We start from the raw sequence: 25834 nt of genomic DNA on the forward strand, positions 1-25834 counted from the left end.
TCATGCGGCAATGCCGGCCATCATCAGGCCGAGTGTCTGTTCGCCGGTTTCCGGGCTCTTCTCGCCGACGATCTTGCCGGCGAACATCACCAGGATACGGTCGGAGAGCGAACGGATCTCGTCGAGTTCGACGGACACCAGAAGCACGGCCTTGGCGGCGTCGCGGGTCTCCACGATCCGGCGATGGATGAATTCGATGGCGCCGATATCGACGCCGCGGGTCGGCTGGCCGACGATCAGAAGTTTCGGGTCGCGCTCGATTTCGCGAGCGACGACGATCTTCTGCTGGTTGCCGCCGGAGAAGTTTGCGGTCTTGAGCCGTGGGTTCGGCGGCCGGATGTCATATTTCTCGATCTCTTCGACGGCCGCCTTGCGGATGAGGTCGGGATCGAGGAACGGGCCTTTGCCGTAGCGCGGATCGCGGTGGTAGCCGAGAATGGCATTCTGGCTTTCCTCGAACGGCAGGATAAGGCCCATGTGATGCCGGTCTTCCGGGATATGGGCTAGACCGATTGAGCGCAGCTTCGCCGGATCATAGCCGGCGACCGGTTCGCCGCAAATGAAGATCTCGCCCGATGTCGGCTTGCGGATGCCGGTAATGGCTTCCAGCAGTTCGCTCTGACCGTTGCCCGCCACGCCCGCTATGCCGACGATCTCGCCGGCCCGAACGTCGAAGGAGACGTTGTCGACCATGGTGACGCCGCGGCTGTCCTTGACGGTGAGGTTGCGCACCGAAAGATAGACGTCTCCCGGCTTGGCGCTGCCCTTCTCGACGTGCAGCAGCACCCGTCGCCCGACCATCAGTTCGGCGAGTTCCTCCACCGTCGTCTCCGCCGTCTTGCGGGTTGCCACGATCTCGCCGCGGCGCATCACCGACACCGTGTCGGTGATCGCCATGATCTCCCGCAGCTTGTGCGTGATCAGGATCACGGTCTTGCCCTGGTCGCGCAGCACGCGCAGGATCTTGAACAGGTGATCGGCCTCGGCCGGCGTCAGAACCCCGGTGGGTTCGTCGAGGATAAGGATCTCGGCACCGCGATACATGGCTTTCAGGATTTCGACGCGCTGCTGCAGGCCGACCGGCAGTTCCTCGATGACTGCATCCGGGTCGACCTCGAGCTCGTAATCGTCCTCGAGCTTCTTCAGCGCCGCGCGTGCCTTGTCCGTGCCCTTGCCGAGCAGGGCGCCGCCTTCGGCGCCGAGCATCAGGTTTTCAAGCACGGTGAAATTTTCGACCAGCATGAAGTGCTGGTGCACCATGCCGATGCCGGCGGCGATCGCCGACTGGCTGTCGCGAATCGCAACTGGCTTGCCGTCGATGTGTATGCTGCCGCTGTCGGCATGATAAAAGCCGTAAAGGATCGACATCAGCGTCGATTTTCCGGCTCCATTCTCGCCGATGATGCCGTGGATCGAACCCTTGGCCACGGTCAGGTTGATGTTCTTGTTGGCATGCACGGCGCCGAATTTCTTGTCGATGCCGATCAGCTCGATCGCCGGTGCCCGGTTCGTTTCGCTCATTCCAATCCCCCGGAGCGTTGCCCGCAAGCCTGCAGTGAACGCCCTCTTTTATGGATTTTTGAAGCAGCCCGCCCGTTTGATCGTCCCGCTTCCGGCGCGGACAGGATGCTCAAGACATGGAAAGGGCGCAAGACGGCCGATCATGCCGTCTTGCGCCCGTATCAGATCACTTCGGGCAGGAATTGTCCGACATGTAGTCATGGACCTTGATCGTGCCGGCAATGATGTCGGCCTTGGCCTTTTCGACCGCTGCCTTCATGTCGTCGGTAATCAGCTTGGCGTTGTTCTCGTCGAGGGCATAGGCAACACCGTCTTCCTTGACGCCGAGCGCCTGGACGCCGGCGGTGAACTTGTCGCCCTTGGCATCGGCATAGGCGTTGTACACGGCGAGGTCGACGCGCTTGACCATCGAGGTCAGAACCGAACCCGGATGCAGGTGGTTCTGGTTCGAATCGACGCCGATCGAAAGCTTGCCGTTGTCAGCGGCGGTTTGCAGCACGCCGAGGCCGGTGGCGCCGGCTGCTGCATAGATGACGTCCGCGCCCTGGTCGATCTGGTTCTTGGTGAGTTCACCGCCGCGAACCGGGTCGTTCCATGCCGCACCGGTGGTGCCGGTCATGTTCTGGAAGACCTGGATGTCGGCCTTGGCGGCGCGTGCGCCCTGCTCGTAGCCGCATTCGAACTTGCGGATCAGCGGGATGTCCATACCGCCGACGAAGCCGACCTTGCCGGTCTTGGAGGCGAGGCCAGCCAGGACGCCGACGAGATAGGATCCTTCCTCTTCCTTGTAGACGACCGAGCGGACGTTCGGCAGATCGACGACGCTGTCGACGAGAACGAACTTGGTGTCAGGGAATTCGGCTGCGACCTTTTCGATCGCCGAGGTCCAGGCAAAGGAGACGGCAACGACCGGATTGTAGCCCTTGGATGCGAAGTTGCGGATCGCCTGTTCACCCTGGGTATCGCCGGTCGGCTCGAAATCGCGATACTCGATGCCGGTTTCCGCCTTGAACTTCTCTGCGCCGGCATAGGCCGCCTCGTTGAAGGACTTGTCGAATTTGCCGCCTGTGCCGTAGACGAGCGCCGGCTTGATGTCCGCGGCAAGCGCCGTGGCCGACATCGCGGTCAAGGCAAAGAGGCTCAAAAGGGTTTTTTTCATTGTGCAGCCCTGTTGTTGCTATTGATCTTGTTGGGTCCTCCCGCAAGCCCTTTGGAAGGCATGTCTGCGGAACCACCGACCCCCTCATCAAGGGCCTGGCTGCGCGCATCCTTGCATGGCTCATGGAAAAATTCACCAGATTTTTTTCATCCGGTAAAGGAATAGTGGAACCGCAGGATTTCCGGCGACGATTGCCGAAAATCCTGTCAGATCAATGAGCTTTCTGCCCTTGTCTTGGGCAGGGCGCTTATGCCGCGGGCGTGATCGGGCAGGAGACGCCGGTGCCGCGAAGACCGCAATAACCATCCGGATTCTTCGCCAGATATTGCTGGTGATAGTCCTCGGCATAATAGAAGGGACCGGCCGCCGCGATCTCGGTCGTCACCGTCATCTTTCGGCCGGATGCGATCAGCGCCTCCTGGAAGGCGTCGCGCATGCGGATCGCGGTGTCTATGTCGTCAGGGTTCTCGGCATAGATGGCCGAGCGGTAGGTCGTGCCGATGTCGTTGCCCTGGCGCATACCCTGCGTCGGGTCGTGCGCCTCGAAGAAGATCTTCAGCAGGGCTTCGAGTGTCACCTGTCCCGGGTCGTAGACGACCTTGACCACTTCGGTATGGCCCGTGAGCCCTGTGCAGGTTTCCTGATAGGTCGGGTTCGGGGTGATCCCGCCCTGATAGCCGGCGGCAGTCACCCAGACGCCGGGCGTGTTCCAGAGCAGGCGTTCAGCCCCCCAGAAGCAGCCCATGCCGAGATAGACCGTCTTCAGGCCCTCAGGATAAGGTCCCTTGAGCGGCCTGCCTGAGACGAAATGGGTCTCCGCGGTCGGGATCGGCTGGTCGCGGCCGGGCAGGGCCGTGTCCGGGGTGGGCATGGTGGTCTTCTTGTTGAACATGTCGATCAGGAACATTCTTGCCTCTCTCTGGCCGGTGAAGCGGCCTCTGGCTTTTCATGTCGCATATATAGGTACGGCGCACCGCCGCCGACAGGTCAGGCGGCAAAACGGCCGGCGGGCGAAGGCTTCCGGTAACCGATCATCCACAGCAGCAATGCCAGGAGCAGAAGCACGGCAAAAGCCGGTTGCGGCAGCAGCCAGGCCGAAATGATCTGCCAGACGGGCTTGCCTGCATAGGCTTCCACCAGGGACTGCGCGCCGACCAGAGTTGCAGGGCTAGTCTCCGCCCAGGTCGTGGCGAGCGGAGTGACGGCGACCTGCGAGATCGAGACAGACTCGATCGAATCGATCGTCGCCACGATCACTGCGAGGCAGAGGCAGAGGAAACTCAGGGCACGAAATACAAAGCGCAGCATTTCCATCTCCAGCTTTTGCCGAGAGGGACGGCGAAACGCACAGCACCCGCAGCCAGGCCCCCTTCCTGTCCGCGAAGAGCTAATAGATAGGTATTTGCGCGGACAAGTCAAAAATCTGTCAGATTTGGGTTGATCCGCGGAAATTCATCGGTATATATCGCGCCCGACCGGCTGCACTGCCCGATAGAGGCAGAGAGCTGTTAAGGACAGGTGGCCGAGTGGTTGAAGGCGCACGCCTGGAACGCGTGTATACGTGAAAGCGTATCGAGGGTTCGAATCCCTCTCTGTCCGCCATATCCAACACTGTCCGACCCGGAGACATAGGTAACAGTCTGTACCTAAGACATAGGTGACAACCTCGTGCCGAACGGGTTGTCGATGGTTTGCAAAGTCCTCTGTTCCAGGTCGATATATCCCAGATCATAATGCATGAAGCTGACGAGCCAAATACCGTCGTCGACTTCCTTGATTCCCAGTTTCTGTCCTGCCAGCACGGTCGAGATGTTGATCTTCTTGCGATAGATGCAGATCCGGCCGCACTGGGTCACCAGCGCCTCTCTGTCGTGGAAAGGGTAGTCGATCTCCGGCAGGCCCTGGTAGGGGCGTGACGAAGCGACGTAGAGATCAGCCGGCACCTTCATGTTCAGCGCCTCGTGCGGCCGCTCCTGATTGAATTCGCGGACGAATACATCGAAGCGAGCCTGCTGCTGGAGGATTTTTCTGCCGGGCGGGCGAGTGGCCTCCTTCTTCAACGTCAGGTGCATGCGCTCATGCCGGCCATTCTCTTGCGGATGGCCTGGCTTGATGCGCTCAAGCACGATCCCGAGCCGCAGCCACCAGACGGACAGCTTCGAGAGATTATAAAGGCCGTTGGGGCTGGCGAACGGCAGGCCGTTGTCGCTGCGGATCGCGGCCGGCAGGCCGCATTCGGCAAACAGCCGCCGGAATGCGTCGAAGACAGCCCGCTCTCGCGTCGACTCAAAGGCTTCGCAGGCGAGAAGATAACGGGACGCCTGGTCGGTGACCGTCAGTGGGTAACAATAGCGGCCGTCACCGAGCTTGAACTCGCCCTTGAAGTCCGCGCACCACAGCTCGTTCGGCAGCGATGCCTGAGACAATGCTGTTCCTTCGGCTCGATGGCGTTGCCGTTTGCGCGCATGGGCGACCAGCCCGTGCCGGTCAAGAACGGCATGCACCGTGCTCTTCGACGGCACGCGCACATCGCCGGCTAGGCGTTTCACCAAAAGCTCCCTGATCTTCCTGGCACCCCAATGCGGCTTGTCCTTTTTGAGCCGCACGATCATGGCCTCCACCGGCTCGGGCAACTGGTTGGCATAACGCACCGGCCGCCGAGACCGGTCCGTCAGCGCCTCCAGGCCGTCGTCCTTGTAGCGATTGAAGATCTTGTAGCCGGTCTTGCGCGAGATGCCGAACGACCGGCACACATCGCTCATCCCTTCGCCCTCCAGCAGTCGGGCAACAAATCGTAGACGTTCCTCCATCACCGAAGCCTCTTTCCACGGCATCAACACCTCCCGCCAAAAAGCGAAAAGTGTTACCCATGTCTCCGGTACAAAACGTCACCTATCTCTCAGGTCGGGCACACAATGAATCTGCAGCAGGAAATTGAATCTGCAGCAGGAAATTCTTGTCGATTGATCGGATCGATGAGGCCGAAGCCGGCGCGTGAGAGAGCTCCGAAGGGCACTCTCTCGGTGACCGGATGCCGTCAGGCTTCTGCTGGATCGTTTTAACGAAGCGCGACGTCTGCGTTTTTGTCGCCAAGGGGGCAAAAAACGGCTTTCCGGGGCCGTCCAGCCATTCCTCGAGTGAACTGAGATGGCCGAACTCCTGCTCGAGCGCCCCAATATCGGCTGCACCGGCAAGCAATCCGTCGTCCAAAAGCTCGGCCAGGCGTTTCAGAAAGGGATTGCTGGCGAGCAACTGGTCGGAAATTGCGTGAAAACAGAGAGATGGAGCATTGACGGCGACTCCGTTTTCGCTGGAAACGCTCTATGAGGGTGTCTGGAGAAAGAGATGTTTACCCTCAAGCAGCGCGAAACCTTCACGCAGGATATCAGGAAGAGCCGTTTCATCGCCCATGCCGCGCCGGTCGCGAGCGAGGACGAGGCCAAGGCCTTCATTGCGACCGTGTCGGATGCATCCGCCAACCACAATTGCTGGGCATGGCGTATCGGTCAGGCCTATCGTTTCAGCGATGACGGCGAACCGAGCGGCACGGCCGGAAAACCGATCCTTCAGGCCATTGACGGCCAGGCGCTGGATGGCGTGGCGGCGGTGGTGACGCGGTTTTTCGGCGGCATCCTGCTTGGCAGCGGCGGTCTTGTGCGCGCCTATGGCGGCACGGCGGCCATCTGTCTGAAGGTGGCGGAAAAGGTCGAGATCATCCCACGTTCGTTGGTCCGCTTTGGCTGCGGCTTTTCCGATCTCGCGCTCGTCAAGTCACGCCTGCTTGGCGTTTGCGACTTGCATATCGAGAAGGAGAAGTTCGGCGCCGAGGGCGCATGGCTCGATGTCGCCGTTCCGGTGGCGGAGGTGGAAGCCGTCAACCGTATGGTCACGGATCTGACGAGCGGCCGCGCTCTGATCGACACCGTCGACTGACCGGAGCGCTGCTGATACCGGAAAGCGGATCTCAGTTGGTGCCGTTGTCGGGGCTCGCCTTGTCCTTGGAGGCAAGCTGTTTCCAGGAATTCTGCTGGGACAGCATGGAGCGCAGATAGGCGACGTTCGCATCGGCCTGTTGCGGATCGAGTTCCTGCCGGGCGACCTGTTCGGCTTCCTGGAAACGGCCCTGCAGGCCGATCACCAGAGCAAGATTCTGCCGGACGCGGCTGTCTGCGCCGGGCTGCTGCGAAGCGGATTTCAGGTAGGTTTCGGCGGTGCGCAGATCGCCGCTCAGCACGTAGGACATGCCGAGATTGGAAAGGATCGTCGGCTCGTTCGGCTTGAGGTCGAGCGCCATGCGATAACGCGAGCGCGCCTCGTTCGAGCGGCCGAGCTGGTCGAGAACGGCGCCTTCGGCGGAATAGAGGCGCCAGTCGGGACGGTCGGGGGTCTGCGCCCTGCCGATCGTGTCCAGCGCCTTCTCGAGCTGGCCCGCCGCCGCCTGTGCCTTGCCGAGGGCTGCGAGCACGTCGCGGTCCGATGGATTGGCGATCGCCACCTGCTGCATGACGGCCAGCGCCTGCGTGTTGCGGCCCGTCATCATCAGGACGTTGGCATAGGTCATGCCGACATTGCGGTCCTTCGGATTGCGTTCATAGGCCTGGCCGATGCTTGCAGCAGCATTTGCGAGCTCCGGCGCGGTCATGCTTTCGACCGGTTTGGAAAGTCGCGGGATCGAACCGGTGGTAACCGATCGGTCGGGCCGGGACGTGGAGCAGCCGGCCAGCACGCTCGCCGCCATCAGCAGGCAGATGCCGCCGAAAATTCTCATCCGGCGACCCGTGCCGACCCGATGATGCGAAGACCTGTGCCGAATAACCATGTTCTTCTTCCTGCTGCGATGGCGTTTGCGCGCCCTGCCATGGTGAAAAGCGACGCAATCTCCGCTCCAGCAATAATCTGTTAACCCTAACGGAGTGTTAATCGGGCTCACGCCCTTTGATTCCGCCCGTACCTTTCCGAAAGACAGCTTATGGCCCCCTACCAGTATATCGAGAGACATAACCCCTTCAGTTCCAAGGGGGGGAAGACCCTGCCCGTCTTCGCCGTCACCCCGGCCCATATCGAGACCGGCACGATCGATCCGATCGCGCTCGACTGGGCCCGCAAGGCCGGCTTCAAGGCGGAAGCGGGATCGGTGCTGCTCATCCCGACAGCGGATGGCCATCTCGGCGGCGCGCTCTTCGGCCTTGGTTCCAACCCCTCGGAAAATCCGTTCCTCACCGGCAAGCTGGCCCGCAGCCTGCCGGCGGGCGACTGGCACATCGAGACTGCGCCATTGACCGCCAACCGGCTGCTGCTCGGCTACGGTCTCGGCTCCTACAGCTTCGACCGCTATCGGTCCGAGCGCCCGGCCGAGCCCAAGCTTCTGATCCCGCAGGATGCCGACGCCGCCGACATCAAGCGCCAGCTTGCCGGCGTCTTCCTTGCCCGCGACCTCATCAACACCCCGACCAACGACATGGGACCTGCCGACCTGGAAAACGCCTTCCGGGCGCTGGCGGAACACTACAAGGCCGAAGTCACATCCATCGTCGGCGATGAACTGCTGGAGAAGAACTTTCCGCTGGTCCATACCGTCGGCCGCGCCAGCGCGGTTGCGCCGCGCCTTCTGGAAATGCGCTGGGGCAAGAAGGGGCATCCGCGTGTGACACTCGTCGGCAAGGGCGTCTGTTTCGATACCGGCGGCCTCGACATCAAGCCGGCCTCGTCCATGCTGTTGATGAAGAAAGACATGGGTGGCGCGGCCAACGTCCTTGGCCTGGCGTTGATGATTATGGACGCCAAGCTCAAGATCGACCTGCGCGTCATCGTTCCCGCCGTCGAGAATTCCATAGCCGGCAATGCATTCCGCCCGGGCGATATCTACAAAAGCCGCAAGGGCCTGACCGTCCAGATTGACAATACCGATGCCGAAGGGCGGCTGATCCTTGCCGATGCCCTCGCCTATGCCGACGAGGACGCGCCGGATCTGCTGGTCGACATGGCCACGCTGACGGGTGCTGCCCGCGTGGCGCTCGGTCCGGACCTGCCGCCCTTCTTCACCGACGACGAGGATCTCGCCCATGAACTCGTCGACGCAAGCCTCGAGACCGACGATCCGCTCTGGCGCATGCCGCTCTACAAGGGCTACGAGAAAAACCTGAGGACTTCGATCGCCGATCTCACCAATGCGCCGGCTGGCGGCATGGCGGGCTCGATCACCGCTGCCCTCTTCCTCAAGCGCTTCGTCGGCAAGTCGAAGAGCTGGGTGCATTTCGATATTTTCGGCTGGGCGCAGAGCGAACGGCCCCATTCGCCTGTTGGCGGAGAGGCCCAGGGCATCCGGGCGCTCTACCGCTTCCTGCGCTCCGGGCTGAAGTAATGGCCCCACGGGCGGTGGCCGGCGGTCACCGCTCTTGCAATGCCGCGTCGATTGCCGGAAAAGAAATGCGCAAACGACGTCGCGGACCCGCCCATGACTGTTGAACTGACCGCCACGGAGGCGCTTGGCCTCTGGCACAAGGTGACGCTGCAGCAGGTGCAGCAGGACAAGCGCGACCTGACGCTGCGCCAGATGGCGATCCTTCTGGAGATCTACCTCGTGCCGCCGCCGCATACCGTCCGCGGGCTTGCGGCGAGATTGAACGTCACCAAGCCGGTCATCACCCGTGCCCTCGATACCATGGGCGAAATGGGGCTGGTCGATCGCGTTCGTGATGAGCGCGACCGCCGCAGCGTCATCGTCAGGCGCACGGTGGGCGGCGCGCTCTTCCTCGAAAAATTCGGCGACCTGGTCATCGAGCAGGGCCGCAAGCTGGGCTATTGAGAACACCATGAATACCACCGAAAACATCCTCGACCGCAGGCTCAATGCGTACCGCGCCGATCTGGCTGAGGCCGCTCTGAAAGGGCAGGTGGAAGCGGCCCGCTTCGTCGAGGGAACGCCGGCAAGGTTGGCTGTGCCGGTCGCGGCGCTGCGACCGAGGCCCGACCTCGCCGTCGGCATCGATACCGAACTGCTCTTCGGCGAAGAGGTCACGGTGTTCGACCGGGCCGGCGGTTTCGCCTGGGTGAAGGCCAGGCAGGACGGTTATGTCGGTTACCTGCCGGAAGCGGCGCTCTCCGATGCCGAGGCCGCTCCGACCCATCGTGTCGTCGTGCCGCGCACCTTCGTCTATCCGGGGCCGGACCTGCGTTTTCCCGCCTCATCGGCATTTTCCATGGGCAGCCTTGTCACTGTCGTCGGCGAGGCCGAAACGCGGGGCACGCACTACCATAATCTGCCAGACGGCCGCGCCATCGTCGCCGGCCATTGCTTGCCGCTCGGCTCCTGGCCGTCCGACGATTACGTCGCCATTGCTGCCCGCTTCCTGGAGACGCCTTATCTCTGGGGCGGGCGTTCGGGTTTCGGCATTGATTGTTCGGGTCTCGTGCAGCTTTCCCTGCAGATGACCGGGCGAAGCGCGCCGCGCGATTCCGACATGCAGGCATCGGGTCTCGGAGCGATCATTTCGCGCGAGGAGCTTCGTCGCGGCGATCTCGTCTTCTGGAAGGGACATGCCGGCATCATGGAGGACGAAAACACGCTCCTTCATGCCAACGGCCATACCATGACCGTGGCGCGCGAGGATTTCGAGGCCGCCGTCAGGCGCATCGGCTGGCTCTACGACATGCCGACCGGCTATCGCCGCCCGACTGCCTGAATCCGCCCGACTGCCTGAACCCGGTTGCCAGAAAGCCACGCACCGATCACAAAAGCGTATGCCTCTTTTCGTCGGGATGGTGCCGTCATTATATCTGATAACGAAATGGCCAGCCGGCAAACGATCCCGGCCGATCGTGCCGAGACGAAATGAGGATATGATGTCGGACAGCAGAGGGATGAAGCAGAGACCGGGGGAAGCGGGCCTGAAGCGCGTCCTGATGGCGGGGCTGGCTGTCGCCGTTTCCGTCTCGTCCTTTTCCGGCCCGGTATTGGCCGCCGAAGGGCTGCGCCTGCCGAAAACCTTCGAGCGGTCCGGCGACGCTACCTATTCCGACCTGCCGGGTGTCCGCCCCATGGCGCCCGGCGAATTTTCCTCCGACTCGAACTACGAGTGCCACACCGTGACGCGTTTCGTCGATCGGGGCCGGGACAGTCCTTTCCGAAGCAGCAGCGGCGTGCCGGTCGTGGTTTACCGCTGCACCAGGGACGGCATGGTGTTTGAAGGCCGCAACCCGCCCTCCAGGGGCTGGTATCCGGGCGTCAATCCGCGCAACATCGACTGAGCCGGCTCCCGATCGCTTGCCTCCTTGCACAAGCGTCGCCACCATGGCGGCGATTCGTCACCCGTATCGGAGCCATCGGCATGCCGCACCATCCCGCCCGTCAGAGCCCCCAGGAAACCTGCGGCGTCTGCAAGCGTCTGAAATCGAGACGGGACATGACCGCCTGCGATGTCGTGCGTCCCTCGCTTGCGGAAGAGCTGGACCGGATCACGCCCGACTGGCGCTCCACCGGCTGGATCTGCCGCGATGATCTGCAGGAGTGCCGCCGCCGCTCGGTGGAGGACATGATCCGCCGGGAGCGCGGGCAGTTGAGCGAACTCGACCGGGAGGTGATCGAAAGTATCGCCGCGCACGAGACGGTGACGGAGAACACCGAGGAGAGCTACGAGGAGACCGTCACCCTCGGCGACCGTATTGCCGATCGGATCGCCTCCTTCGCCGGTTCCTGGACATTCATTCTGTCCTTCCTCTTCTTTCTCGTCGCCTGGATGTTCGTCAACGCCATTCCGGCCATCTTCACGAGCTTCGATCCCTATCCCTTCATCCTGCTCAATCTCTTCCTGTCGATGATCGCCGCCTTTCAGGCCCCGCTCATCATGATGAGCCAGCGCCGGCAGGAGGAAAAGGACAGGCTGCGTTCGCAGAACGACTACCAGATCAATCTCAAGGCCGAACTCGAGATCCGGCATCTGCACGAGAAGCTGGATCATATTCTCGTGGGACAGTGGGAAAGACTGTCGAAAATCCAGGCAATGCAGCTCGAACTCTTCGAGGAACTGTCGGAGACGCGAAAATCCCCGCGCTGACGGGACGAAACCCGCCCAAGCCAAAACACTCCGGCGGAAGCCGGTTTGCCTGTTTCGATTTTTTAAAGCTAAATCCTTGATCTGGCAGCGATCAAGATTGGAATGGTGCCCAGAAGAGGACTCGAACCTCCACGCCTCGCGGCACAGGTACCTGAAACCTGCGCGTCTACCAATTCCGCCATCTGGGCGACGAGGAGCCGTGTAAAGGCAGCGACTCGGACTGTCAACTGGCTTTTTGAAGTTTTCGTGTCGGATATCGCAAAGCAGGCCGAAGAGCCTTGGAACGACGGGACCGGCAGTCTTGGAAAAGCCATGATATCGCGGAGGATTAGGCATGTTCGGGGACGGTGGCGCCAGGCATCGTCTTCCGGAAGGCAGGCGGAGAAGCGGCTGGACAGAAGGCCGCATCTGCCGGAGATTGCCGATGCGGGGAAGGGCGCTCCCGATGTCCGTCATGGACGGACGAATCTTCTGGCTGGAGGTAACATGATCAGATTGTTTGGAAAAATCCTGCTGGGGTCCTTCCTGGGCCTTGTCGGATTGTTGCCTGCCGTAACGCAGGCAGCGATGCCGATGACGCAGGTCGCGCCGCCCGCTGCAGAGCGGTCCGGCGTCGAAAAGGTGCAGGTTTACTGCGATGCGTATGGCTGCTACGAAACCCGCCGTCCGCCGGGCTATCGGCGGCCACCGCCGCCTCCCGGCTGGGACGATGGCTACCGCCGCCCGCCACCGCCGCGGTGGGACGATGACTATCGCCGTCGGCCCCCGCCGCGCTGGGATGACGGCTATTATCGTCGCCCCCCTCCGCCGCCTGCCTATGGCATGCCGCCGGGACGCAACTGGAACCGTCACGTCCGCTGGTGCCTCGACCGCTACCGGTCCTACAATCCGCAGACGAACAGGTTCCTGTCCTCCAGTGGTTACTTCAGGGTCTGCCGGTCGCCCTATTATTGACCGGCCCTGCAGCAATCCGGAAAGGGGTGGGCGAAAGCCTGCCCTTTTTCAGTTTTCACCGGCATTACTTGAAGCCGCCGTCACCCGGTCCGCATGGCCGAGGTCGCGTTCGGGTTCGATGATGTCGCGCAGCCGTTGCTTCAGTTCCTTCGGTCCGGGAAAACCGCCGTCGCGCTTGCGTTCCCAGATGAGTTCGCCATCGACGCGGATCTCGAAATTGCCGCCTGTGCCGGGAATGAGCGCCACTTCACCAACACTCTCCGGAAAGGTCTGCAGCAGTTCCTGCGCCATCCAGCCGGCGCGCAGCAGCCAGTTGCACTGCGTACAGTAGAGTATGGTCACCCGCGGCTTGTCACTCATCGTTCCTTTTCCTCGTTACATCTTCACGATAAAGTCAACTCTTAAAGTCATGTTTTTACCGAGGCATGCTTGAGCCTGGCTGTCTTTGCAGCCATTAGCATAACCGCAACAAACCGAGACCCGGAACGCAAAAATCAAGGAGTGCCGACATGTCCAACCCTGTCGACCGCAATCGGCTGATTGTCCCTCAGCTTCGCCCTGTCTACGCCGCCGGCTACGAGACGGTGGAGACCGTGCTCCGCGTCGTCGCCGGCTTCCTGCTGGTGACCCATGGCTACGGCAAGATCATAAATCCGTTCGGCGCCGTGGGAATGGTCGAGAGCCTCGGTTTTTATCCCGGCGCCTTCTGGTCTCCCCTTCTCTCGGCGACCGAATTCTTCGGCGGCATTCTCGTCGCCATCGGCCTCTTCACGCGCCCCGCCGCCTTCGCGGCGATGATCGTGCTGCTGGTCACGGTCTATTTCCACTGGATCGTCAAGGCGGAAGGCCTGGGTGGGGCTGAAAAATCGATCCTCTGGGCGGCGATCTTCCTGTTCTTCTCGATCCGTGGCGGCAATCGCCAGTCGGTTGACGGGCGTCTCGGAAAAGTCTTCTGAGGCCGGGCCGCAAGCATCGTGGCATGCCCTTGAAGAGCGCCGCCGGTCGTGGTCATCTCCGTGGTGGGCGAGTCGGCGGAGACGGACAATGCGCGTGGCGATCATCGAAAACACCCGATATTCGGATCCGGGCCAGGTGGGTATAGCGCTCGCCGAAGCCGGAGCGACAATCGAGGCGATTCGTGCCTATGCCGGCGAACCGCTGCCGGCGACCATTCATGGGCACGACGCCCTCGTTGTCTTCGGCGGCGAGCAGAATGCGCGTGACGACGAGAAGCATCCCTATCTGCCGGCGCTGGCGACGCTGATGCGCGACTTCGGCGATGCCGGCAAGGCCGTGCTCGGCATCTGCCTCGGCAGTCAGGTGCTGGCGCGGGCCTATGGCGCCGAGAACCTGATCGGAGCGGCGCCTGAATTCGGCTGGCATACGGTTTCCCCCACCGAGGAGGGACGGAGCGATCCGGTGATTTCGGCCGCCGCCGCAGCGCCGGGGGAGGGCTTTGTTTCCTTCCAGTGGCATGACGACACGTTCACCCTGCCTCCGGGCGGCGTGCACCTCGCCGGCAATGCGGCGGCCGTCAACCAGGCCTTCCGCGTCGGACGCGCAGCCTATGGCATGCAGTTTCATTTCGAGGCGAACCGCGCGGTGGTTGCGGAATGGAACCGGCTTTTCCCGGAGCATGTCGAACGCAAGGAACCGGGCTGGCTTGCGCGCCACTCGCAATATGCCGCGGCCCATGGCCCGGCCGCCGAAGCGGCGGGTCTTGCGATCGCCCGCGCCTGGGTCTCGCGCATCTGACGGCAAGGCGAGCGGGAGGAAGGAGATGACGGCGAGCGAACGGGAAAAGATGGCCGCCGGCCTCTGGTACAACTGCATCGATCCGGAACTCGACCGCCTGCGCATCCGGGCGCGGGAGGCCGTTCATAGCCACAATACCATGCCGCCCGCGCAACGCGGCTCCGCGGCGCCGGAGCTCGTGCAGCTCTTTGCCGGCTTCGGCGACGGCGCCTTTGTCGAAGCGCCCTTTCATTGCGGATACGGGTTCAACATCACGCTCGGCGAAAGGGTCTATATCAATGCCGGCTGCGTGATCCTCGACAGCGCGCCCGTTGTGATCGGCGATGGATCCATGCTGGGACCCGCCGTGCAGATTTATTGCGCCGAGCACCACAAGGACACCGCCCAGCGCGCCGCGGGCATCGAAATCGCCAGGCCGGTGACCATCGGCAAGGACGTCTGGATCGGCGGGGCGGCGGTCATTCTTGCCGGCGTCACCATCGGCGACGGTGCGATCGTCGGTGCCGGCGCCGTGGTGACCCGCGACGTTCCGGCGGGCGTAACCGTTGTCGGCAATCCGGCGAAGCCTTTGCCGTGCCCGTGAGAGGGCGCGGGCCCCCGACACATTGACCCGTGTCAATTCGCGGCGCATCGTTTGCGCTATGGTGGCATCCGTTCTGTTCCCTGGAAGATATCCATGAGCCTTTTCGCCTTTGCCGCCGCCGTGCTTCTTCTTCTGTTGACGCCCGGACCGACCAATACCCTGCTGGCGTTGTCCGGCGCGGCGAAAGGCGTGCGGCGTTCGATGCCGCTGATGGGCGGAGAGCTTGCCGGCTATATGACCACGGTCCTTCCGCTCGCCACCTTCGCGGGCCCCTGGCTGGAAGGTCAGCCGCTTCTCGCCGATATCGTGCGTCTCTGCGCCGCCGCCTGGGTGCTGATGCTCGCCGTCAGGCTCTGGGCCATGCCGGTGGCGTCGGCGAGTGAAGCGCATATCGATGCGCGCGCCGTCTATTGGACCACGGTCATGAATCCCAAGGGCCTCATCATCGGCCTCGTGCTCGTCCCGCCGGCGGGCTTCCTCGCAACCATCGCCTATCTCGGCGTGCTCACGGGGCTGATCCTCCTGGTCGCAAGCTTCTGGCTTGGCTTCGGCGCGGCGATCCTGCGGCTGATCGCCCGGCGGCATCCGACGCTTGTCGGACGCATGGCCGCCGGCTTTCTTGTCTTCTTCGCCGTTGCCCTGACCGGTCAGGCGGCCGGCTGGGTGTGACCGTTTCACCCCGTTCATAGCAGGCACGTCATCGGGTAAGCAGTCTTTCGAGACCCGGCGCCAAAACACGCGGCCCCTTTTCGAGGCTTCGAGGAGCGGTTACAGCTTCGGGGAACATTGCTCGCCACAGCGTATTGCGAAAGGACATTTGATGGACCGTGCCCATGATCCGAGCCAGTTGGAAATGGTGGTGCTGATGACGCCGGACATGGCGAATTTTTCCGGCAAGGTGCATGGCGGCGCGCTGCTGAACCTGCTCGACCGGGTGGCCTATTCCTGCGCCTCGCGCTTTTCCCAGCAATATGCCGTGACGCTCTCGGTTGATCAGGTGGTGTTCCGCCAGCCGATCCATGTGGGCGAACTCGTGACCTTCCGCGCCTCGGTCAATTTCGCTGGCCGCACCTCGATGGAAATCGGGATCCGGGTGGAGGCCGAGAATATCCGGACCGGCGAGCGGCGCCACACCAATTCCTGTTATTTCACCATGGTGGCCGTCGATGCCGAAGGCAAGCCGACGGCGGTGCCGGAGCTCGGGCTCGATACGGAGGCCAAGCGGCGGCGCGCCCGACAGGCCGTCGAACGGCGCACGCTGCGTCACGAATTCGAGACGCGTTTCCGGGAAGTCAAGGAAGGCAACGATTGACCAGGCGTCCGTGCCGGTCCTGCCACCGGTCGCGGGGATCGCGCGGCGGGCGGACCCGTCCGCTCAGGCTGTCGCGGCCGTCTCGTCCTCGACCGGCGCCTCGGGGGCATTCTTCTTGACGGACTCGGCGCAGTTCCTGGCGCTCGATTTCGAAGAATAGGTTTCGGACCGGACCATGATCTCGCCGTTTGCCGCGCGGAAACGGACAAAGGTCTCTCCGCTCTTCGCCGCGTCGATTTCGAAGCGATAGCCGCTGCCGGTTTCTTCCTTCGTCAGGTCGACGATGGCCGCGCCGGGGGCGTTCTTCTTGATGGATTCGACGCAGTTCTTGGCGCTTGCCTTGGCCGCGTAGTTTTCCGACCAGACCATGACTTCCGAATTGTAGACGAACTGAACGCGGAACTCGCCTTTTTCATTCTTCAGGATCTTGAACTTGTGCATGTTTCCTCCGAACACTCAAGTCGTTGCTGTTCTCAGCCGGCAACTACCAGGAATACTTAGAATGCAATTGCGGGAAGCACAAGACGGACGCCGGCCGGGTCGTTGGATCGAATGCGACCGATGTGATTAGCGGCATGGAAAGCCTGAAGCCAAGGTTCCCTTTCCCGTTAACGGCTCGCTCAGTTTTGCCGGCCAGTCTCGCCGCGAAACAGAAGGGAATGAAGGACGGCGGATGGCGAAGCGGGATCGGGAATGCGGGAAATTCCTGCCGAAAATGCTGATCGGCCTCGCGGGCGTTCTGACCGTCTTTCCAGCCGCGCCGGCTCTCGCCTGGACCCAGGTCGAGATCGATGCCGCGATTGCCACGCTTGACACGCCCGAGGCCCGGCTTTGCCCCGAATCGAACGGTTCGAAGCTCGAGCTTCCTTACGAGATCAAGGACATCAACGGCGATGCCGTCGATGAGATCGTCGTTCACCGGCGGGCCAGCGGCGCGGCGAGCTGTTTCGGCCGTGCCGGCTCGGAAATCAGCCTCCTGATCTCGGACGGAAAAGGTGGCTGGACCGACGCCTTTGGCTTTCCGGGTTCCGATCTCGCCTTCCATCCGCGCACCGACAGCGACTGGCCGGATGTCGAGATCCTCGGTCCCGGCTTCTGCTTTCCCGTCTGGCGCCACCATGAGGGCAGCTACGGCATCTGGCGTACCTGCGAGGACGGAAAACTCGTCTATGCCGAGGGCCTGCGCGACAGCGCCGTGCCGAGCGGTGTGACAAAGGCGAAGCCGGTGAGCCATCCGGGCAGCAACGGCATCGGCACGCTCTCCCCCGTCGAGGTGATCGACATTGCCTCCCTCGACGGCATTCCCTACGACCACAACGGCTCCATCATGATCGTCGACGGCGCGAAGGGGGTTATCGTCTATGACCGGCCCAAAAGCTCGATTGCCGGCACCGTCAAGCGCGGCACCGTGCTCTTCCGGGGCAAGCCGTGGGACATGAACAATCCTGACGGCGCCCTGATCGACGGCGTCGCCCATACCTTCAAGAAGGGATGCGACGCGACCGAATATCCCGTGCGTGGCCGCTACCACGTCATGTACGGCATGTCGCAGTTCATGCTCGAAGGGGCGGCCCCGGTGCGCTCCAAGGCCAATTGCGATATCACCGGCCACTCCATGACCAGCGGCAATGCCAAGCTGAAGTTCGATATCGCCTGGGATTGAGGAGCGGCGGGCGTTGAAAAACGCCTTTCAGAAGCCCTGAAAGAGGAAATCGGTGGCGGCGGTGACGTTGTTGTCCCCCAACGCCTCTATCGTCTGTCTAAACGATCGACGCGGAAGGCGCTTCCGTTGTACCTATGGTGAAAACCGGCCGAATATCCCGGGCTTGTTCGGAAGCGGAATGAAGAGGAGCGAGAACCTGAGTCCTCACTCATCCCCCATCTTCAGCGCTGCAATAAACGCTTCCTGCGGGATCTCGACCTTGCCGAACTGGCGCATGCGCTTTTTGCCTTCCTTCTGCTTTTCCAGAAGCTTGCGCTTGCGGGTGGCGTCGCCGCCGTAGCATTTCGCGGTCACGTCCTTGCGCAGCGCCCGCACCGTCTCGCGGGCGATGACCTTGCCGCCGATCGCGGCCTGGATCGGGATCTGGAACATGTGCGGCGGGATGAGTTCCTTCAGCTTTTCGCACATGGTGCGGCCGCGTCGCTCGGCCGCGGAGCGGTGGACGAGCATCGACAGTGCATCGACCGGCTCGCCGTTGACGAGGATCTGCAGCTTGACCAGATCGCTCTCGCGATAGTCCGCGAGATTGTAGTCGAAGGAGGCATAGCCCTTGGAGATCGACTTGAGGCGGTCGTAGAAGTCGAACACCACTTCGTTGAGCGGCAGTTCATAGGTCAGCATGGCGCGATTGCCGACATAGGTGAGCTCGGTCTGGATGCCGCGGCGGTCCTGGCAGAGTTTCAGGATGCCGCCGAGATAGTCGTCCGGCGTCAGGATCGTCGCCTTGATCCACGGCTCGCGGAATTCGCGGATCTTGACCACGTCAGGCATGTCGGCCGGATTGTGCAGCTCCTTCTCTGTGCCGTCGGTCAGCGTCAGCTGATAGACGACCGAGGGCGCGGTCGCGATGAGATCGAGGTCGAATTCGCGGGAAAGGCGCTCCTGGATGATTTCGAGGTGCAGCAGGCCGAGGAAGCCGCAGCGGAAACCGAAGCCGAGGGCGGCGGAGGATTCCATTTCGAAGGAGAAGGAGGCGTCGTTGAGCCGCAGCTTGCCCATGGCAGCGCGCAGTTCCTCGAAATCGGCAGCGTCGACCGGGAAAAGGCCGCAGAAGACCACCGGTTGCGCCGGCTTGAAGCCCGGAAGGGCCTCCGCCGTCGGGCGCTTGTCGTCCGTGATCGTGTCGCCGACGCGGGTATCGGCCACTTCCTTGATCGAGGCGGTGATGAAACCGATCTCGCCGGGGCCGAGGCTGTCGACATTCACCATCTTGGGGGTCAGCACGCCGACGCGCTCGACCGTGTATTTCGCGCCCGTGCCCATCATGCGGATCTGCTGGCCCTTGGTCAGCACGCCGTCGATGATGCGCACCAGAACCATGACGCCGAGATAGGTGTCGTACCAACTGTCGACCAGCAGCGCCTTGAGCGGCGCGCTCTCGCCACCCGTGCTCTTCGGAGCCGGCAGCTTGTGCACGATGGCTTCCAGCACTTCCGGAATGCCGAGGCCGGTCTTGGCGGAGATCAGGACCGCCTCGGATGCGTCGATGCCGATCACTTCCTCGATCTGTTCCTTGATGCGGTCGGGTTCGGCGGCCGGCAGGTCGATCTTGTTGAGAACGGTGACCAGTTCGTGGTTGTTGTCGATCGCCTGGTAGACATTGGCGAGCGTCTGCGCTTCCACGCCCTGGGAGGCGTCGACGACGAGCAGCGACCCCTCGCAGGCCGAGAGCGAGCGCGACACTTCATAGGCGAAGTCGACGTGGCCGGGCGTGTCGATGAGATTGAGGATATAGGTCTCGCCATCCTTGGCCTTGTAGTGCAGACGCACCGTCTGGGCCTTGATAGTGATGCCGCGTTCGCGCTCGATGTCCATCGAGTCGAGCACCTGTTCCGACATTTCGCGTTCGGCCAAGCCGCCGGTCAGCTGGATCAGGCGGTCGGCGAGCGTCGATTTTCCGTGGTCGATATGCGCGACGATCGAGAAATTGCGAATATGGTCGAGGGGCGTGCGGTTCTGTGTGCTCATGGCCTGCGCATATAGCAGCGGCAATGAAGCCCGCAAAGCGGAAAAGCAGGGATTTGTTCACCTTGAGGGGTGGATTGCCGGCCTTTTCGCATCAGCGCGGTTGCCGGACGTTCTCGCCATCCGGTTCGGTGATGACGCTGGCGTTCGGCACCTGGGCGCTGCGGATCTCGAAGCCGTCGCGGCCGGTGGCTTCCGCAGGCTTCCGCCGCTGCATGCGCCAGACCACGAAGGCGAGATAGAGCAGCGCCACGCCGATGGCCGCGAAGATGAAGGTCTGCTGATCGAATACCGGCGTTGCGAGCGTGACCGCGAGCGGCACGAGCGTCGCCGAGGTGGACCAGGCAACCAGTAGCGTCGACGACAGCGGCACGAAATCCTCTGGCGCCGTGCGGTCGTTGGCATGGGCGTTCGCAACCGAATAGATCGTCTCCACCGCACCGGACCAGATTGCGAATACCAGCATCAGAAGCAAGAGGTTGTTGAAGGACACGAAGAAGGCGCTGACCGCCATCACGGTGATAAGACCGCAGGTGATGATGAGCACGACGCGACGGTCGATCCGGTCCGACAGCGCTCCCAGCGGATATTGCACGAAGAGCATGCCGAGCTGCATGACGAACATCAGCATGGCCACGTCGCCCTGTGACACGGCGTTGTCGGCGGCATAGATCGGCGTGAAGCCCTGCACCACCATCGACAGTCCGCCGGCAGCCAGAACGCCGACGAGGCCGACCGGCGAATTGCGCCAGACCATGGGAATATCGACGCTGACATGGGCTGGCGGCGGTGGGTTCGGCAGGCGGGTGAGGCTGATCGGCAGGATGGCGAGCGCCGTGAAGAAGATGGTGGCGAGCGGCGCGAGATTGCCGTCGGCCGGGATCTGCCCGAAGATCCAGGCCCCGGCGCCGAGCCCGATGACATAGGTCATGTAGAAGAACGACATCGCCTTGCCGCGCCATTCGTTTGATGCGGCATGGTTGAGCCAGCTCTGGGCGATGATGAAATTGGTATTGCCCGCCGCTCCGTAGAGGCCGCGTCCCAACACCCAGAAGATCGGATTGACGCCAATGGCAATCAGCAGGGCGCCGAGGGTGACCAGCGCCATCGAGGCGGCAAAAAGCCGTGCATGGCCGACACGGCGGATGAGCGGCCCGGCGACCACGCAGCCGATGAGCCCGCCGAAGGCGACCGCGGTGATGGCCGCGCCGGCGGCCCAGGAGGGTGCTCCGGACCGGGTGAGCACGAAGGGAACATAGGCCGACATCACGCCGTTGCCGAGCGCCACCGCCGTCATCGAGACGATGATGCTGGCAATGGAAAGGGGGGAATTCCTGCGGTTCTGCATGATTTTTCACGGGCTTGCCGGACGGAGCGAAATGGTCCGGCCGGTCCGCACACTAGCCGGCGCCGCGCAAAAGGCAACCGGCCCGCAGGCGCATCCGCGCCGGGTTTCCCGTCAGACCGAAAACTGTTCCGGCCAGTCGCGGCGGGTGGCGACCTGTCCTTCGGTACGCAGCTTTGCGACAGCGGCAAGGTCGATGGAGGTAACGAGCCAGCTGGTCGCCTCCACCTCCGCGCTCTCGCTCTCGGCAAAGACCCCGCTCGGTGGCATGCCGTAGTCCGAGGGCACGTAAAGCGCGGCGCGGCCCCGGTTTTCGTCGAGCGCCGGCGACCAAGGGGCGGTGCCCGCCGTTGGCGAGGCAAGCACGGCGAACTGGTTTTCGAGCGCGCGCGCCTGCGCGCCGATCCGCACGCGGTAGGCTCCCGCCAGCGTGTCGGTGCAGCTTGGGGCCAGCACCAATTCGGCGCCCATCTCGGCGAGCTTTCGGCTGAGCATCGGAAATTCGTTGTCGTAGCAGATCAGGATACCGAGTGTGCCGACCGGCGTTTCGAAGACCCGCAACCCCTCCGCACCCGCGGCTATGCCCCATTGCTCACGCTCGAAGCGTGTCATGACGATCTTGTCCTGATGGCCGATCAGCCCGTCCGGGCCGAAGAGCCAGGCGCGGTTGCGATATTGCCCGTCGGGGTCCCGAACGGGCGCCGAGCCAGGCTGCAGCACGACGGAATGCTTGCGGGCTAGTTCCTCGCAAAGCCTCAGCCAGTCCGGCAGCAGCGGTTGGATGCCCGCGATGGAGCCGTGCAGGTCGGAGCGAACGGCCTCGTCCAGTTGGCCGGCGAGCACGAGGCCGGCATATTCCGGCAGGAGCAGCAGTTCCGCACCCCTGCCAGCGGCTTCCTCCACCAGCTTCGTCAGGTGGAGGATGTATTCCTCCCAGGTCTCGATCAGTTCGATCTTGTACTGGCAGGCAGCGAGGGTAACGGTCATCTCAGAGTTTCCGGATCCAGAAGGAGAGAGGTTTCGGGCTTTCGCTGGTTTCGTCGAGGTCGCGCCAGGAGAAGGTGGTCCGAAGCTCGGGGTGATGGGCGTAGCCGCGTTTTGCCCAGAACGCATCGAGTGGCTGATAGTTTTCGGGGCGCCGCGGATGGTCTGTGGGGCGCTCGACCGCGCAGAAAGTGGCGTAACGCAGGCCGAGTTTTCGCGCCTGGGCCTCGCGGTTCTCGAAGAATTTCACGCCGATGCCCCGGCCGCGATACTGGGGAAGCAGCACGCTTTCGCCGAAATAAAAATACTGGGCGGGATCGCGGCCGGCGGCGATGAACGGTGCCTTCACCTCGTCTGTTTCCGCAGTCATGGGCGTCCCCGTCGAGGCTCCGACAACGACATCGTCTTCGATCGCCAGGACGAAGATCGAGCCCTGCGAGCGTGCATAGATTTCCATGTACTGGCGCTCGTAGTCGCTGTCGCCATGATAGAGATAGGGAAAATCGCGGAACACCGCGATCCGCAGTCGCGCCAGGTCGTCGAAGAAGGGGCTCGCGTCGCCGCCTGAAAAGGATTTGATTTCCAGAGTCATAGATTGTCTTCTAGCGTTTCAATGCCGGTTATACCGTCTCGAATCATCCGATCCAAGTTTGCATGCGCCAGGGAGTTTTGCATGACCGCCGCCGACACCATCCGCGCCTATTACGATGCCTTCAACGTCCAGGACATGGAGCGCTTCCTGTCGCTCCTGACCGACGATGTTGCCCACGACATCAACCAGGGCGACCGGCAGATCGGCAAGGAGACCTTCGCAAAGTTCATGGACCACATGAACCGCTGCTATAAGGAAGAACTGACCGACATGGTCATCATGGTCAACGCCGACGGCACCCGGGGTGCTGCTGAGTTCATCGTCAACGGCACCTATCTCGCGACCGACGAGGGCCTGCCGGAAGCCAAGGGCCAGACCTACAAGCTGCCGGCCGGCGCCTTCTTCGAGCTGAAGGACGGCAAGGTTGCCCGCATCTCCAACTACTACAGCCTCCCGGACTGGATCCGTCAGGTTCAGGGCTGAACAGACAGGCGCGGGGTACCATCAGCACTTATCACAGGGCGGGCGGTCATCGTGACCCCCGCCTTTTGTTCGTCGCTTGACTCCACTATAAGAGAAATGCATTCTTTTATAATGGAATCAATGGATGCATATTTCGAAAAGACGGTCGGTGAGCGGGTGAAGCGCCTTCGTGGCGAGCGCAACTTGACGCTTGACCAGCTGGCGGAGCTTTCCGGCGTCAGCCGGGCGATGATCTCGCGTATCGAGCGTGCCGAGGCAAGTCCGACGGCGGCTCTGCTGGCGCGGCTCTGCTCGGCGCTCGGTGTTTCACTTTCGGTGTTTTTTGCGAGTGCGGGGCCCGAGGTTTCGCCCATTGCCCGACGAGAGGACCAACCGGTCTGGCGCGATCCGGAAAGTGGTTACCTCCGCCGCGCCGTCTCGCCCGGCGGCACCGGTTCGCGGGTGGATGTGGTCGAGGTGGAGTTTCCACCCGGTGCCGAAGTGCGTTTCGATGGGCAACAGGCGAGCCGCGCCCAATGGCAGCATGTCTGGCTGTTCGAAGGCGAGATGGAGCTGACGGTCGGCGACACGGTCTACACGCTTCGGCCGGGAGACTGCGTCTTCATGAATGTCGGCGATGTCCACGGCTTCCGCAACGCCACCTCGCAACCCGCCCGCTATGCCGTCGTCATCGACCTCGGCCACCGATAATTCCCGCCTCCCGGAGACGCTCTCATGGTCACGATCCGCATGCTTGACGAACAACAGGCGCTTGCCGCCCTGCCGGACCTTTGCGAGGTGCTGGCCGATTGCGTGGAGGGCGGCGCTTCCGTGGGCTTCATGTCGCCATTTACGCCGGAAGATGGCGAACTCTACTGGCGGGGTGTGGCCGCAGCCGTCGGCCGGCGTGAGGTGCTGCTCTTCGTCGCCGAGGTGGATGGCCGTGTCAGTGGCACGGTGCAGATCGGTTTCGCCTTGAAGCCGAACCAGCCGCACCGCGCCGACCTGATGAAGCTGCTCGTGCACCGCCGCGCGCGCGGCCTTGGCCTGTCGAGGCTCTTGATGCAGGCGGCCGAAGCCGAGGCCGCGAAGCACGGCCGCAGCCTGTTGGTGCTCGATACCGCGACCGGGGAACTGGCCGAGCAGATCTACGAAAAACTCGGCTGGACCAGAGGCGGTGTCATTCCGGACTACGCGCTCTTCCCCGATGGTCGCTACTGCGACACCACCTTCTTCTGGAAGCGCGTCGGCTGACGGTTCATTTTCCCGCTTGCAACGTGCGCTCGAAGGCGGAGACGATCAGGCCCGTCAGCTCCTCGTGGATGCTGGCGCGCGACCTCTTCGGGTTCTCGTTGCAGATCGGGTCGGGTTCGCCGATGGATGCCAGGAAGTTAGCCGACCCCGGCTTGCAGATGGGCAGGAAGCTGAAATGATCGGAATTGTCCACCTGCGCATAGCTGGCCTTCCGCACCTGTTTCGCCAGGTTATCCGATAGCACCGCGACCGGGATTTCGCCCGCGCTGCCGAGATTGATGAAGGTTAGCGGAATGTCTATGGCCTCCACGCTTTCCGGTTTGAACACGGTGGCAAGGCCCGGATCGACCAGCACGGCCGAGACGATGCGCGGATCGCGGTTCGATTGCTCGAAGCGGGTCCGGTCGATCCTGCGCAGGTCGAGCTTTTCCACCGTGACCTCTTCGTTGTCGGCAAAACCCCTTCCACCGCGGAACCACCGGCAATCCATCATCGCGGGATAGGTCTCGCAATAGCGGGCAAAGGCGTCGAGATCGGCGCGCGCGCCGGCAAGTTCCATCGCCGTGCTGCCCCCGAGGGAAAAGCCGAGGACGCCGATGCGATCCCTGTCGATACTGTCCCTGAAACGGCTGTCGGCGGTCAGCGCGGTGACGATCTCCGAAAGATCCTTTGTCCGCTCCCAGATCTTCGGCGTGGCGGCAGGCGTGGAATCGCCGCTCGTGGTGCCGGGATGGTTGGGGCCGGCGACGATGAAGCCGGCCGCTGCGATCCTTGCGGCGATCCATGCCATGCCCTCGACACGGGAACCGGAGCCGTGGGACATGAGCACGAGCGGGAAGTGGCCCCGCTTGATGGAGGCGTTCCTCAAGGCGGGAGATCCCTCGAAGATGCGGTTTTCCCCGGCGATCACCTCTTCGCCGTCACCCGCGGAAGGATACCAGACGGTGACCGCAAGCGACCGGTCCCGTTCTGGGGAAACGACGCTGATCTTCCGGATACCGACTGTCTCGGCGGAGAATGCCGGGCAGGCGGCCAGAAGGAAGGCAAGGAGTGTGAGTTTCAATCGCATGGGAGCTTATCCTGTTTTGCTGGAGAAGGCTCCCTCTTCATGCCGCGACGGGTCTTTCGCGACCTTGATCGCGTTCGAGGACGTCCCCGAACGCGATCCTGTC

General features: G+C 62.7%; 30 protein-coding genes and 2 tRNA genes. 18 read left to right on the plus strand and 14 right to left on the minus strand.

Annotation, left to right across the window (positions count from 1 at the left end; translation table 11 throughout):
- The 4 genes from ACLBKR_RS19455 to ACLBKR_RS19470 form a co-directional block, all read right to left on the minus strand.
- The gene (locus tag ACLBKR_RS19455; RefSeq protein WP_113447061.1) at positions 1–1521 is read right to left on the minus strand and encodes an ABC transporter ATP-binding protein; all 1521 of its coding nucleotides are present in this window, start codon (positions 1519–1521) and stop codon (positions 1–3) included.
- 166 nt (positions 1522–1687) lie between these two features.
- Entirely contained in the window at positions 1688–2680 is a 993-nt protein-coding gene (locus ACLBKR_RS19460) for a BMP family lipoprotein (protein WP_112827530.1), read from the minus strand.
- Positions 2681–2927: 247 nt separating this feature from the next.
- Positions 2928–3587 carry a peptide-methionine (S)-S-oxide reductase MsrA gene (gene msrA / locus ACLBKR_RS19465; protein ID WP_113486572.1) on the minus strand — a complete coding sequence of 220 codons (660 nt, stop codon included), beginning with the start codon at positions 3585–3587 and terminating at the stop codon, positions 2928–2930.
- A gap of 80 nt (positions 3588–3667) precedes the next feature.
- Entirely contained in the window at positions 3668–3985 is a 318-nt protein-coding gene (locus tag ACLBKR_RS19470; RefSeq protein WP_112827821.1) for a hypothetical protein, read from the minus strand.
- Positions 3986–4192: 207 nt separating this feature from the next.
- On the opposite strand from ACLBKR_RS19470, the gene ACLBKR_RS19475 reads away from it, so the two are divergent.
- Positions 4193–4282 (plus strand) — tRNA-Ser (locus ACLBKR_RS19475).
- A 44-nt stretch (positions 4283–4326) separates the two neighbouring features.
- Here ACLBKR_RS19475 and ACLBKR_RS19480 read toward each other — a convergent pair.
- The gene (locus ACLBKR_RS19480) at positions 4327–5514 is read right to left on the minus strand and encodes an IS481 family transposase (RefSeq protein WP_414900064.1); all 1188 of its coding nucleotides are present in this window, start codon (positions 5512–5514) and stop codon (positions 4327–4329) included.
- 313 nt (positions 5515–5827) lie between these two features.
- On the opposite strand from ACLBKR_RS19480, the gene ACLBKR_RS19485 reads away from it, so the two are divergent.
- Positions 5828–6007 (plus strand): hypothetical protein, encoded by a 180-nt coding sequence (locus ACLBKR_RS19485; protein ID WP_162708159.1) that lies wholly within the window; start codon positions 5828–5830, stop codon positions 6005–6007.
- A gap of 18 nt (positions 6008–6025) precedes the next feature.
- Complete coding sequence (locus ACLBKR_RS19490; RefSeq protein ID WP_113486017.1) at positions 6026–6613, plus strand: IMPACT family protein; 588 nt, start codon at positions 6026–6028, stop codon at positions 6611–6613.
- Positions 6614–6644: 31 nt separating this feature from the next.
- On the opposite strand, the gene ACLBKR_RS19495 is transcribed toward ACLBKR_RS19490, so the two are convergent.
- A complete protein-coding gene (locus tag ACLBKR_RS19495; RefSeq protein WP_112827822.1) occupies positions 6645–7448 on the minus strand; it encodes a tetratricopeptide repeat protein in 804 nt (267 codons plus the stop codon).
- Positions 7449–7649: 201 nt separating this feature from the next.
- On the opposite strand from ACLBKR_RS19495, the gene ACLBKR_RS19500 reads away from it, so the two are divergent.
- From ACLBKR_RS19500 to ACLBKR_RS19520, 5 genes are all read left to right on the plus strand, one after another.
- Positions 7650–9041 (plus strand): leucyl aminopeptidase family protein, encoded by a 1392-nt coding sequence (locus ACLBKR_RS19500; protein WP_113443957.1) that lies wholly within the window; start codon positions 7650–7652, stop codon positions 9039–9041.
- 93 nt (positions 9042–9134) lie between these two features.
- Positions 9135–9485, plus strand: a complete 351-nt coding sequence (locus tag ACLBKR_RS19505; protein WP_113338522.1) for a MarR family transcriptional regulator — start codon at positions 9135–9137, stop codon at positions 9483–9485.
- Positions 9486–9492: 7 nt separating this feature from the next.
- Complete coding sequence (locus ACLBKR_RS19510; RefSeq protein ID WP_113486019.1) at positions 9493–10362, plus strand: NlpC/P60 family protein; 870 nt, start codon at positions 9493–9495, stop codon at positions 10360–10362.
- A gap of 178 nt (positions 10363–10540) precedes the next feature.
- The gene (locus ACLBKR_RS19515; RefSeq protein WP_113486020.1) at positions 10541–10927 is read left to right on the plus strand and encodes a hypothetical protein; all 387 of its coding nucleotides are present in this window, start codon (positions 10541–10543) and stop codon (positions 10925–10927) included.
- Positions 10928–11007: 80 nt separating this feature from the next.
- Complete coding sequence (locus ACLBKR_RS19520) at positions 11008–11733, plus strand: DUF1003 domain-containing protein (protein WP_113338519.1); 726 nt, start codon at positions 11008–11010, stop codon at positions 11731–11733.
- Between the two features lie 103 nt (positions 11734–11836).
- Here the strand turns inward: ACLBKR_RS19520 and ACLBKR_RS19525 are convergent.
- Positions 11837–11921 (minus strand) — tRNA-Leu (locus ACLBKR_RS19525).
- Between the two features lie 298 nt (positions 11922–12219).
- On the opposite strand from ACLBKR_RS19525, the gene ACLBKR_RS19530 reads away from it, so the two are divergent.
- On the plus strand, positions 12220–12687 hold the full coding sequence (locus tag ACLBKR_RS19530) for a BA14K family protein (protein ID WP_113338504.1): 468 nt from the start codon (positions 12220–12222) through the stop codon (positions 12685–12687).
- A 48-nt stretch (positions 12688–12735) separates the two neighbouring features.
- Here ACLBKR_RS19530 and ACLBKR_RS19535 read toward each other — a convergent pair whose 3' ends face one another.
- The gene (locus tag ACLBKR_RS19535) at positions 12736–13047 is read right to left on the minus strand and encodes a SelT/SelW/SelH family protein (RefSeq protein ID WP_113447055.1); all 312 of its coding nucleotides are present in this window, start codon (positions 13045–13047) and stop codon (positions 12736–12738) included.
- A 149-nt stretch (positions 13048–13196) separates the two neighbouring features.
- On the opposite strand from ACLBKR_RS19535, the gene ACLBKR_RS19540 reads away from it, so the two are divergent.
- The 5 genes from ACLBKR_RS19540 (at position 13197) to ACLBKR_RS19560 (ending at position 16337) form a co-directional block, all read left to right on the plus strand.
- Positions 13197–13643, plus strand: coding sequence for a DoxX family protein (locus tag ACLBKR_RS19540; protein ID WP_113447054.1), 447 nt, complete (start codon positions 13197–13199; stop codon positions 13641–13643).
- A gap of 88 nt (positions 13644–13731) precedes the next feature.
- Positions 13732–14442, plus strand: coding sequence for a type 1 glutamine amidotransferase (locus ACLBKR_RS19545; protein ID WP_113447053.1), 711 nt, complete (start codon positions 13732–13734; stop codon positions 14440–14442).
- Between the two features lie 25 nt (positions 14443–14467).
- Positions 14468–15025, plus strand: a complete 558-nt coding sequence (locus tag ACLBKR_RS19550) for a sugar O-acetyltransferase (RefSeq protein WP_113447052.1) — start codon at positions 14468–14470, stop codon at positions 15023–15025.
- 93 nt (positions 15026–15118) lie between these two features.
- Positions 15119–15694: a hypothetical protein gene (locus ACLBKR_RS19555; RefSeq protein WP_113447051.1), complete on the plus strand. Its 576-nt coding sequence runs from the start codon at positions 15119–15121 to the stop codon at positions 15692–15694.
- A gap of 151 nt (positions 15695–15845) precedes the next feature.
- Positions 15846–16337: an acyl-CoA thioesterase gene (locus ACLBKR_RS19560; RefSeq protein ID WP_112827544.1), complete on the plus strand. Its 492-nt coding sequence runs from the start codon at positions 15846–15848 to the stop codon at positions 16335–16337.
- A 63-nt stretch (positions 16338–16400) separates the two neighbouring features.
- On the opposite strand, the gene ACLBKR_RS19565 is transcribed toward ACLBKR_RS19560, so the two are convergent.
- Positions 16401–16778, minus strand: coding sequence for a YegP family protein (locus ACLBKR_RS19565; RefSeq protein ID WP_112827545.1), 378 nt, complete (start codon positions 16776–16778; stop codon positions 16401–16403).
- A 232-nt stretch (positions 16779–17010) separates the two neighbouring features.
- On the opposite strand from ACLBKR_RS19565, the gene ACLBKR_RS19570 reads away from it, so the two are divergent.
- On the plus strand, positions 17011–18000 hold the full coding sequence (locus ACLBKR_RS19570) for a hypothetical protein (RefSeq protein WP_113447050.1): 990 nt from the start codon (positions 17011–17013) through the stop codon (positions 17998–18000).
- Positions 18001–18204: 204 nt separating this feature from the next.
- On the opposite strand, the gene lepA is transcribed toward ACLBKR_RS19570, so the two are convergent.
- From lepA to ACLBKR_RS19590, 4 genes are all read right to left on the minus strand, one after another.
- Positions 18205–20028 carry a translation elongation factor 4 gene (gene lepA, locus ACLBKR_RS19575; protein ID WP_113338496.1) on the minus strand — a complete coding sequence of 608 codons (1824 nt, stop codon included), beginning with the start codon at positions 20026–20028 and terminating at the stop codon, positions 18205–18207.
- A gap of 91 nt (positions 20029–20119) precedes the next feature.
- Positions 20120–21373 (minus strand): MFS transporter, encoded by a 1254-nt coding sequence (locus ACLBKR_RS19580; protein ID WP_113447049.1) that lies wholly within the window; start codon positions 21371–21373, stop codon positions 20120–20122.
- A 111-nt stretch (positions 21374–21484) separates the two neighbouring features.
- Complete coding sequence (locus ACLBKR_RS19585) at positions 21485–22357, minus strand: carbon-nitrogen hydrolase family protein (protein WP_112827550.1); 873 nt, start codon at positions 22355–22357, stop codon at positions 21485–21487.
- 1 nt (position 22358) lies between these two features.
- Positions 22359–22946 carry a GNAT family N-acetyltransferase gene (locus ACLBKR_RS19590; RefSeq protein WP_112827551.1) on the minus strand — a complete coding sequence of 196 codons (588 nt, stop codon included), beginning with the start codon at positions 22944–22946 and terminating at the stop codon, positions 22359–22361.
- A gap of 81 nt (positions 22947–23027) precedes the next feature.
- On the opposite strand from ACLBKR_RS19590, the gene ACLBKR_RS19595 reads away from it, so the two are divergent.
- From ACLBKR_RS19595 to ACLBKR_RS19605, 3 genes are all read left to right on the plus strand, one after another.
- Positions 23028–23429 carry a ketosteroid isomerase-related protein gene (locus ACLBKR_RS19595; protein WP_113447048.1) on the plus strand — a complete coding sequence of 134 codons (402 nt, stop codon included), beginning with the start codon at positions 23028–23030 and terminating at the stop codon, positions 23427–23429.
- Between the two features lie 120 nt (positions 23430–23549).
- The gene (locus tag ACLBKR_RS19600) at positions 23550–24119 is read left to right on the plus strand and encodes an XRE family transcriptional regulator (protein WP_113447047.1); all 570 of its coding nucleotides are present in this window, start codon (positions 23550–23552) and stop codon (positions 24117–24119) included.
- A 24-nt stretch (positions 24120–24143) separates the two neighbouring features.
- Positions 24144–24662 carry a GNAT family N-acetyltransferase gene (locus ACLBKR_RS19605; protein WP_113447046.1) on the plus strand — a complete coding sequence of 173 codons (519 nt, stop codon included), beginning with the start codon at positions 24144–24146 and terminating at the stop codon, positions 24660–24662.
- 4 nt (positions 24663–24666) lie between these two features.
- Here the strand turns inward: ACLBKR_RS19605 and ACLBKR_RS19610 are convergent, their stop codons facing one another.
- Complete coding sequence (locus ACLBKR_RS19610; protein WP_113447045.1) at positions 24667–25731, minus strand: dienelactone hydrolase family protein; 1065 nt, start codon at positions 25729–25731, stop codon at positions 24667–24669.
- Between the last annotated feature and the right edge of the window lie 103 nt (positions 25732–25834).

Source organism: Paenirhizobium cremeum (assembly GCF_047553425.1).
GTDB classification, from domain to species: Bacteria; Pseudomonadota; Alphaproteobacteria; order Rhizobiales; family Rhizobiaceae; genus Allorhizobium; species Allorhizobium cremeum.

Coding starts and splice junctions, on each gene's coding strand:
- ACLBKR_RS19460 (WP_112827530.1), bottom strand. CDS start 2,680: ATGAAAAAAACCCTTTTGAGCCTCTTTGCCTTGACCGCGATGTCGGCC.
- ACLBKR_RS19485 (WP_162708159.1), top strand. CDS start 5,828: ATGGCCGAACTCCTGCTCGAGCGCCCCAATATCGGCTGCACCGGCAAG.
- lepA (WP_113338496.1), bottom strand. CDS start 20,028: ATGAGCACACAGAACCGCACGCCCCTCGACCATATTCGCAATTTCTCG.
- msrA (WP_113486572.1), bottom strand. CDS start 3,587: ATGTTCCTGATCGACATGTTCAACAAGAAGACCACCATGCCCACCCCG.
- ACLBKR_RS19600 (WP_113447047.1), top strand. CDS start 23,550: ATGGATGCATATTTCGAAAAGACGGTCGGTGAGCGGGTGAAGCGCCTT.
- ACLBKR_RS19580 (WP_113447049.1), bottom strand. CDS start 21,373: ATGCAGAACCGCAGGAATTCCCCCCTTTCCATTGCCAGCATCATCGTC.
- ACLBKR_RS19560 (WP_112827544.1), top strand. CDS start 15,846: ATGGACCGTGCCCATGATCCGAGCCAGTTGGAAATGGTGGTGCTGATG.
- ACLBKR_RS19595 (WP_113447048.1), top strand. CDS start 23,028: ATGACCGCCGCCGACACCATCCGCGCCTATTACGATGCCTTCAACGTC.
- ACLBKR_RS19455 (WP_113447061.1), bottom strand. CDS start 1,521: ATGAGCGAAACGAACCGGGCACCGGCGATCGAGCTGATCGGCATCGAC.
- ACLBKR_RS19530 (WP_113338504.1), top strand. CDS start 12,220: ATGATCAGATTGTTTGGAAAAATCCTGCTGGGGTCCTTCCTGGGCCTT.
- ACLBKR_RS19500 (WP_113443957.1), top strand. CDS start 7,650: ATGGCCCCCTACCAGTATATCGAGAGACATAACCCCTTCAGTTCCAAG.
- ACLBKR_RS19610 (WP_113447045.1), bottom strand. CDS start 25,731: ATGCGATTGAAACTCACACTCCTTGCCTTCCTTCTGGCCGCCTGCCCG.
- ACLBKR_RS19545 (WP_113447053.1), top strand. CDS start 13,732: ATGCGCGTGGCGATCATCGAAAACACCCGATATTCGGATCCGGGCCAG.
- ACLBKR_RS19520 (WP_113338519.1), top strand. CDS start 11,008: ATGCCGCACCATCCCGCCCGTCAGAGCCCCCAGGAAACCTGCGGCGTC.
- ACLBKR_RS19550 (WP_113447052.1), top strand. CDS start 14,468: ATGACGGCGAGCGAACGGGAAAAGATGGCCGCCGGCCTCTGGTACAAC.
- ACLBKR_RS19590 (WP_112827551.1), bottom strand. CDS start 22,946: ATGACTCTGGAAATCAAATCCTTTTCAGGCGGCGACGCGAGCCCCTTC.
- ACLBKR_RS19605 (WP_113447046.1), top strand. CDS start 24,144: ATGGTCACGATCCGCATGCTTGACGAACAACAGGCGCTTGCCGCCCTG.
- ACLBKR_RS19490 (WP_113486017.1), top strand. CDS start 6,026: ATGTTTACCCTCAAGCAGCGCGAAACCTTCACGCAGGATATCAGGAAG.
- ACLBKR_RS19540 (WP_113447054.1), top strand. CDS start 13,197: ATGTCCAACCCTGTCGACCGCAATCGGCTGATTGTCCCTCAGCTTCGC.
- ACLBKR_RS19535 (WP_113447055.1), bottom strand. CDS start 13,047: ATGAGTGACAAGCCGCGGGTGACCATACTCTACTGTACGCAGTGCAAC.
- ACLBKR_RS19585 (WP_112827550.1), bottom strand. CDS start 22,357: ATGACCGTTACCCTCGCTGCCTGCCAGTACAAGATCGAACTGATCGAG.
- ACLBKR_RS19495 (WP_112827822.1), bottom strand. CDS start 7,448: ATGAGAATTTTCGGCGGCATCTGCCTGCTGATGGCGGCGAGCGTGCTG.
- ACLBKR_RS19565 (WP_112827545.1), bottom strand. CDS start 16,778: ATGCACAAGTTCAAGATCCTGAAGAATGAAAAAGGCGAGTTCCGCGTT.
- ACLBKR_RS19505 (WP_113338522.1), top strand. CDS start 9,135: ATGACTGTTGAACTGACCGCCACGGAGGCGCTTGGCCTCTGGCACAAG.
- ACLBKR_RS19555 (WP_113447051.1), top strand. CDS start 15,119: ATGAGCCTTTTCGCCTTTGCCGCCGCCGTGCTTCTTCTTCTGTTGACG.
- ACLBKR_RS19515 (WP_113486020.1), top strand. CDS start 10,541: ATGAAGCAGAGACCGGGGGAAGCGGGCCTGAAGCGCGTCCTGATGGCG.
- ACLBKR_RS19480 (WP_414900064.1), bottom strand. CDS start 5,514: ATGCCGTGGAAAGAGGCTTCGGTGATGGAGGAACGTCTACGATTTGTT.
- ACLBKR_RS19510 (WP_113486019.1), top strand. CDS start 9,493: ATGAATACCACCGAAAACATCCTCGACCGCAGGCTCAATGCGTACCGC.
- ACLBKR_RS19570 (WP_113447050.1), top strand. CDS start 17,011: ATGGCGAAGCGGGATCGGGAATGCGGGAAATTCCTGCCGAAAATGCTG.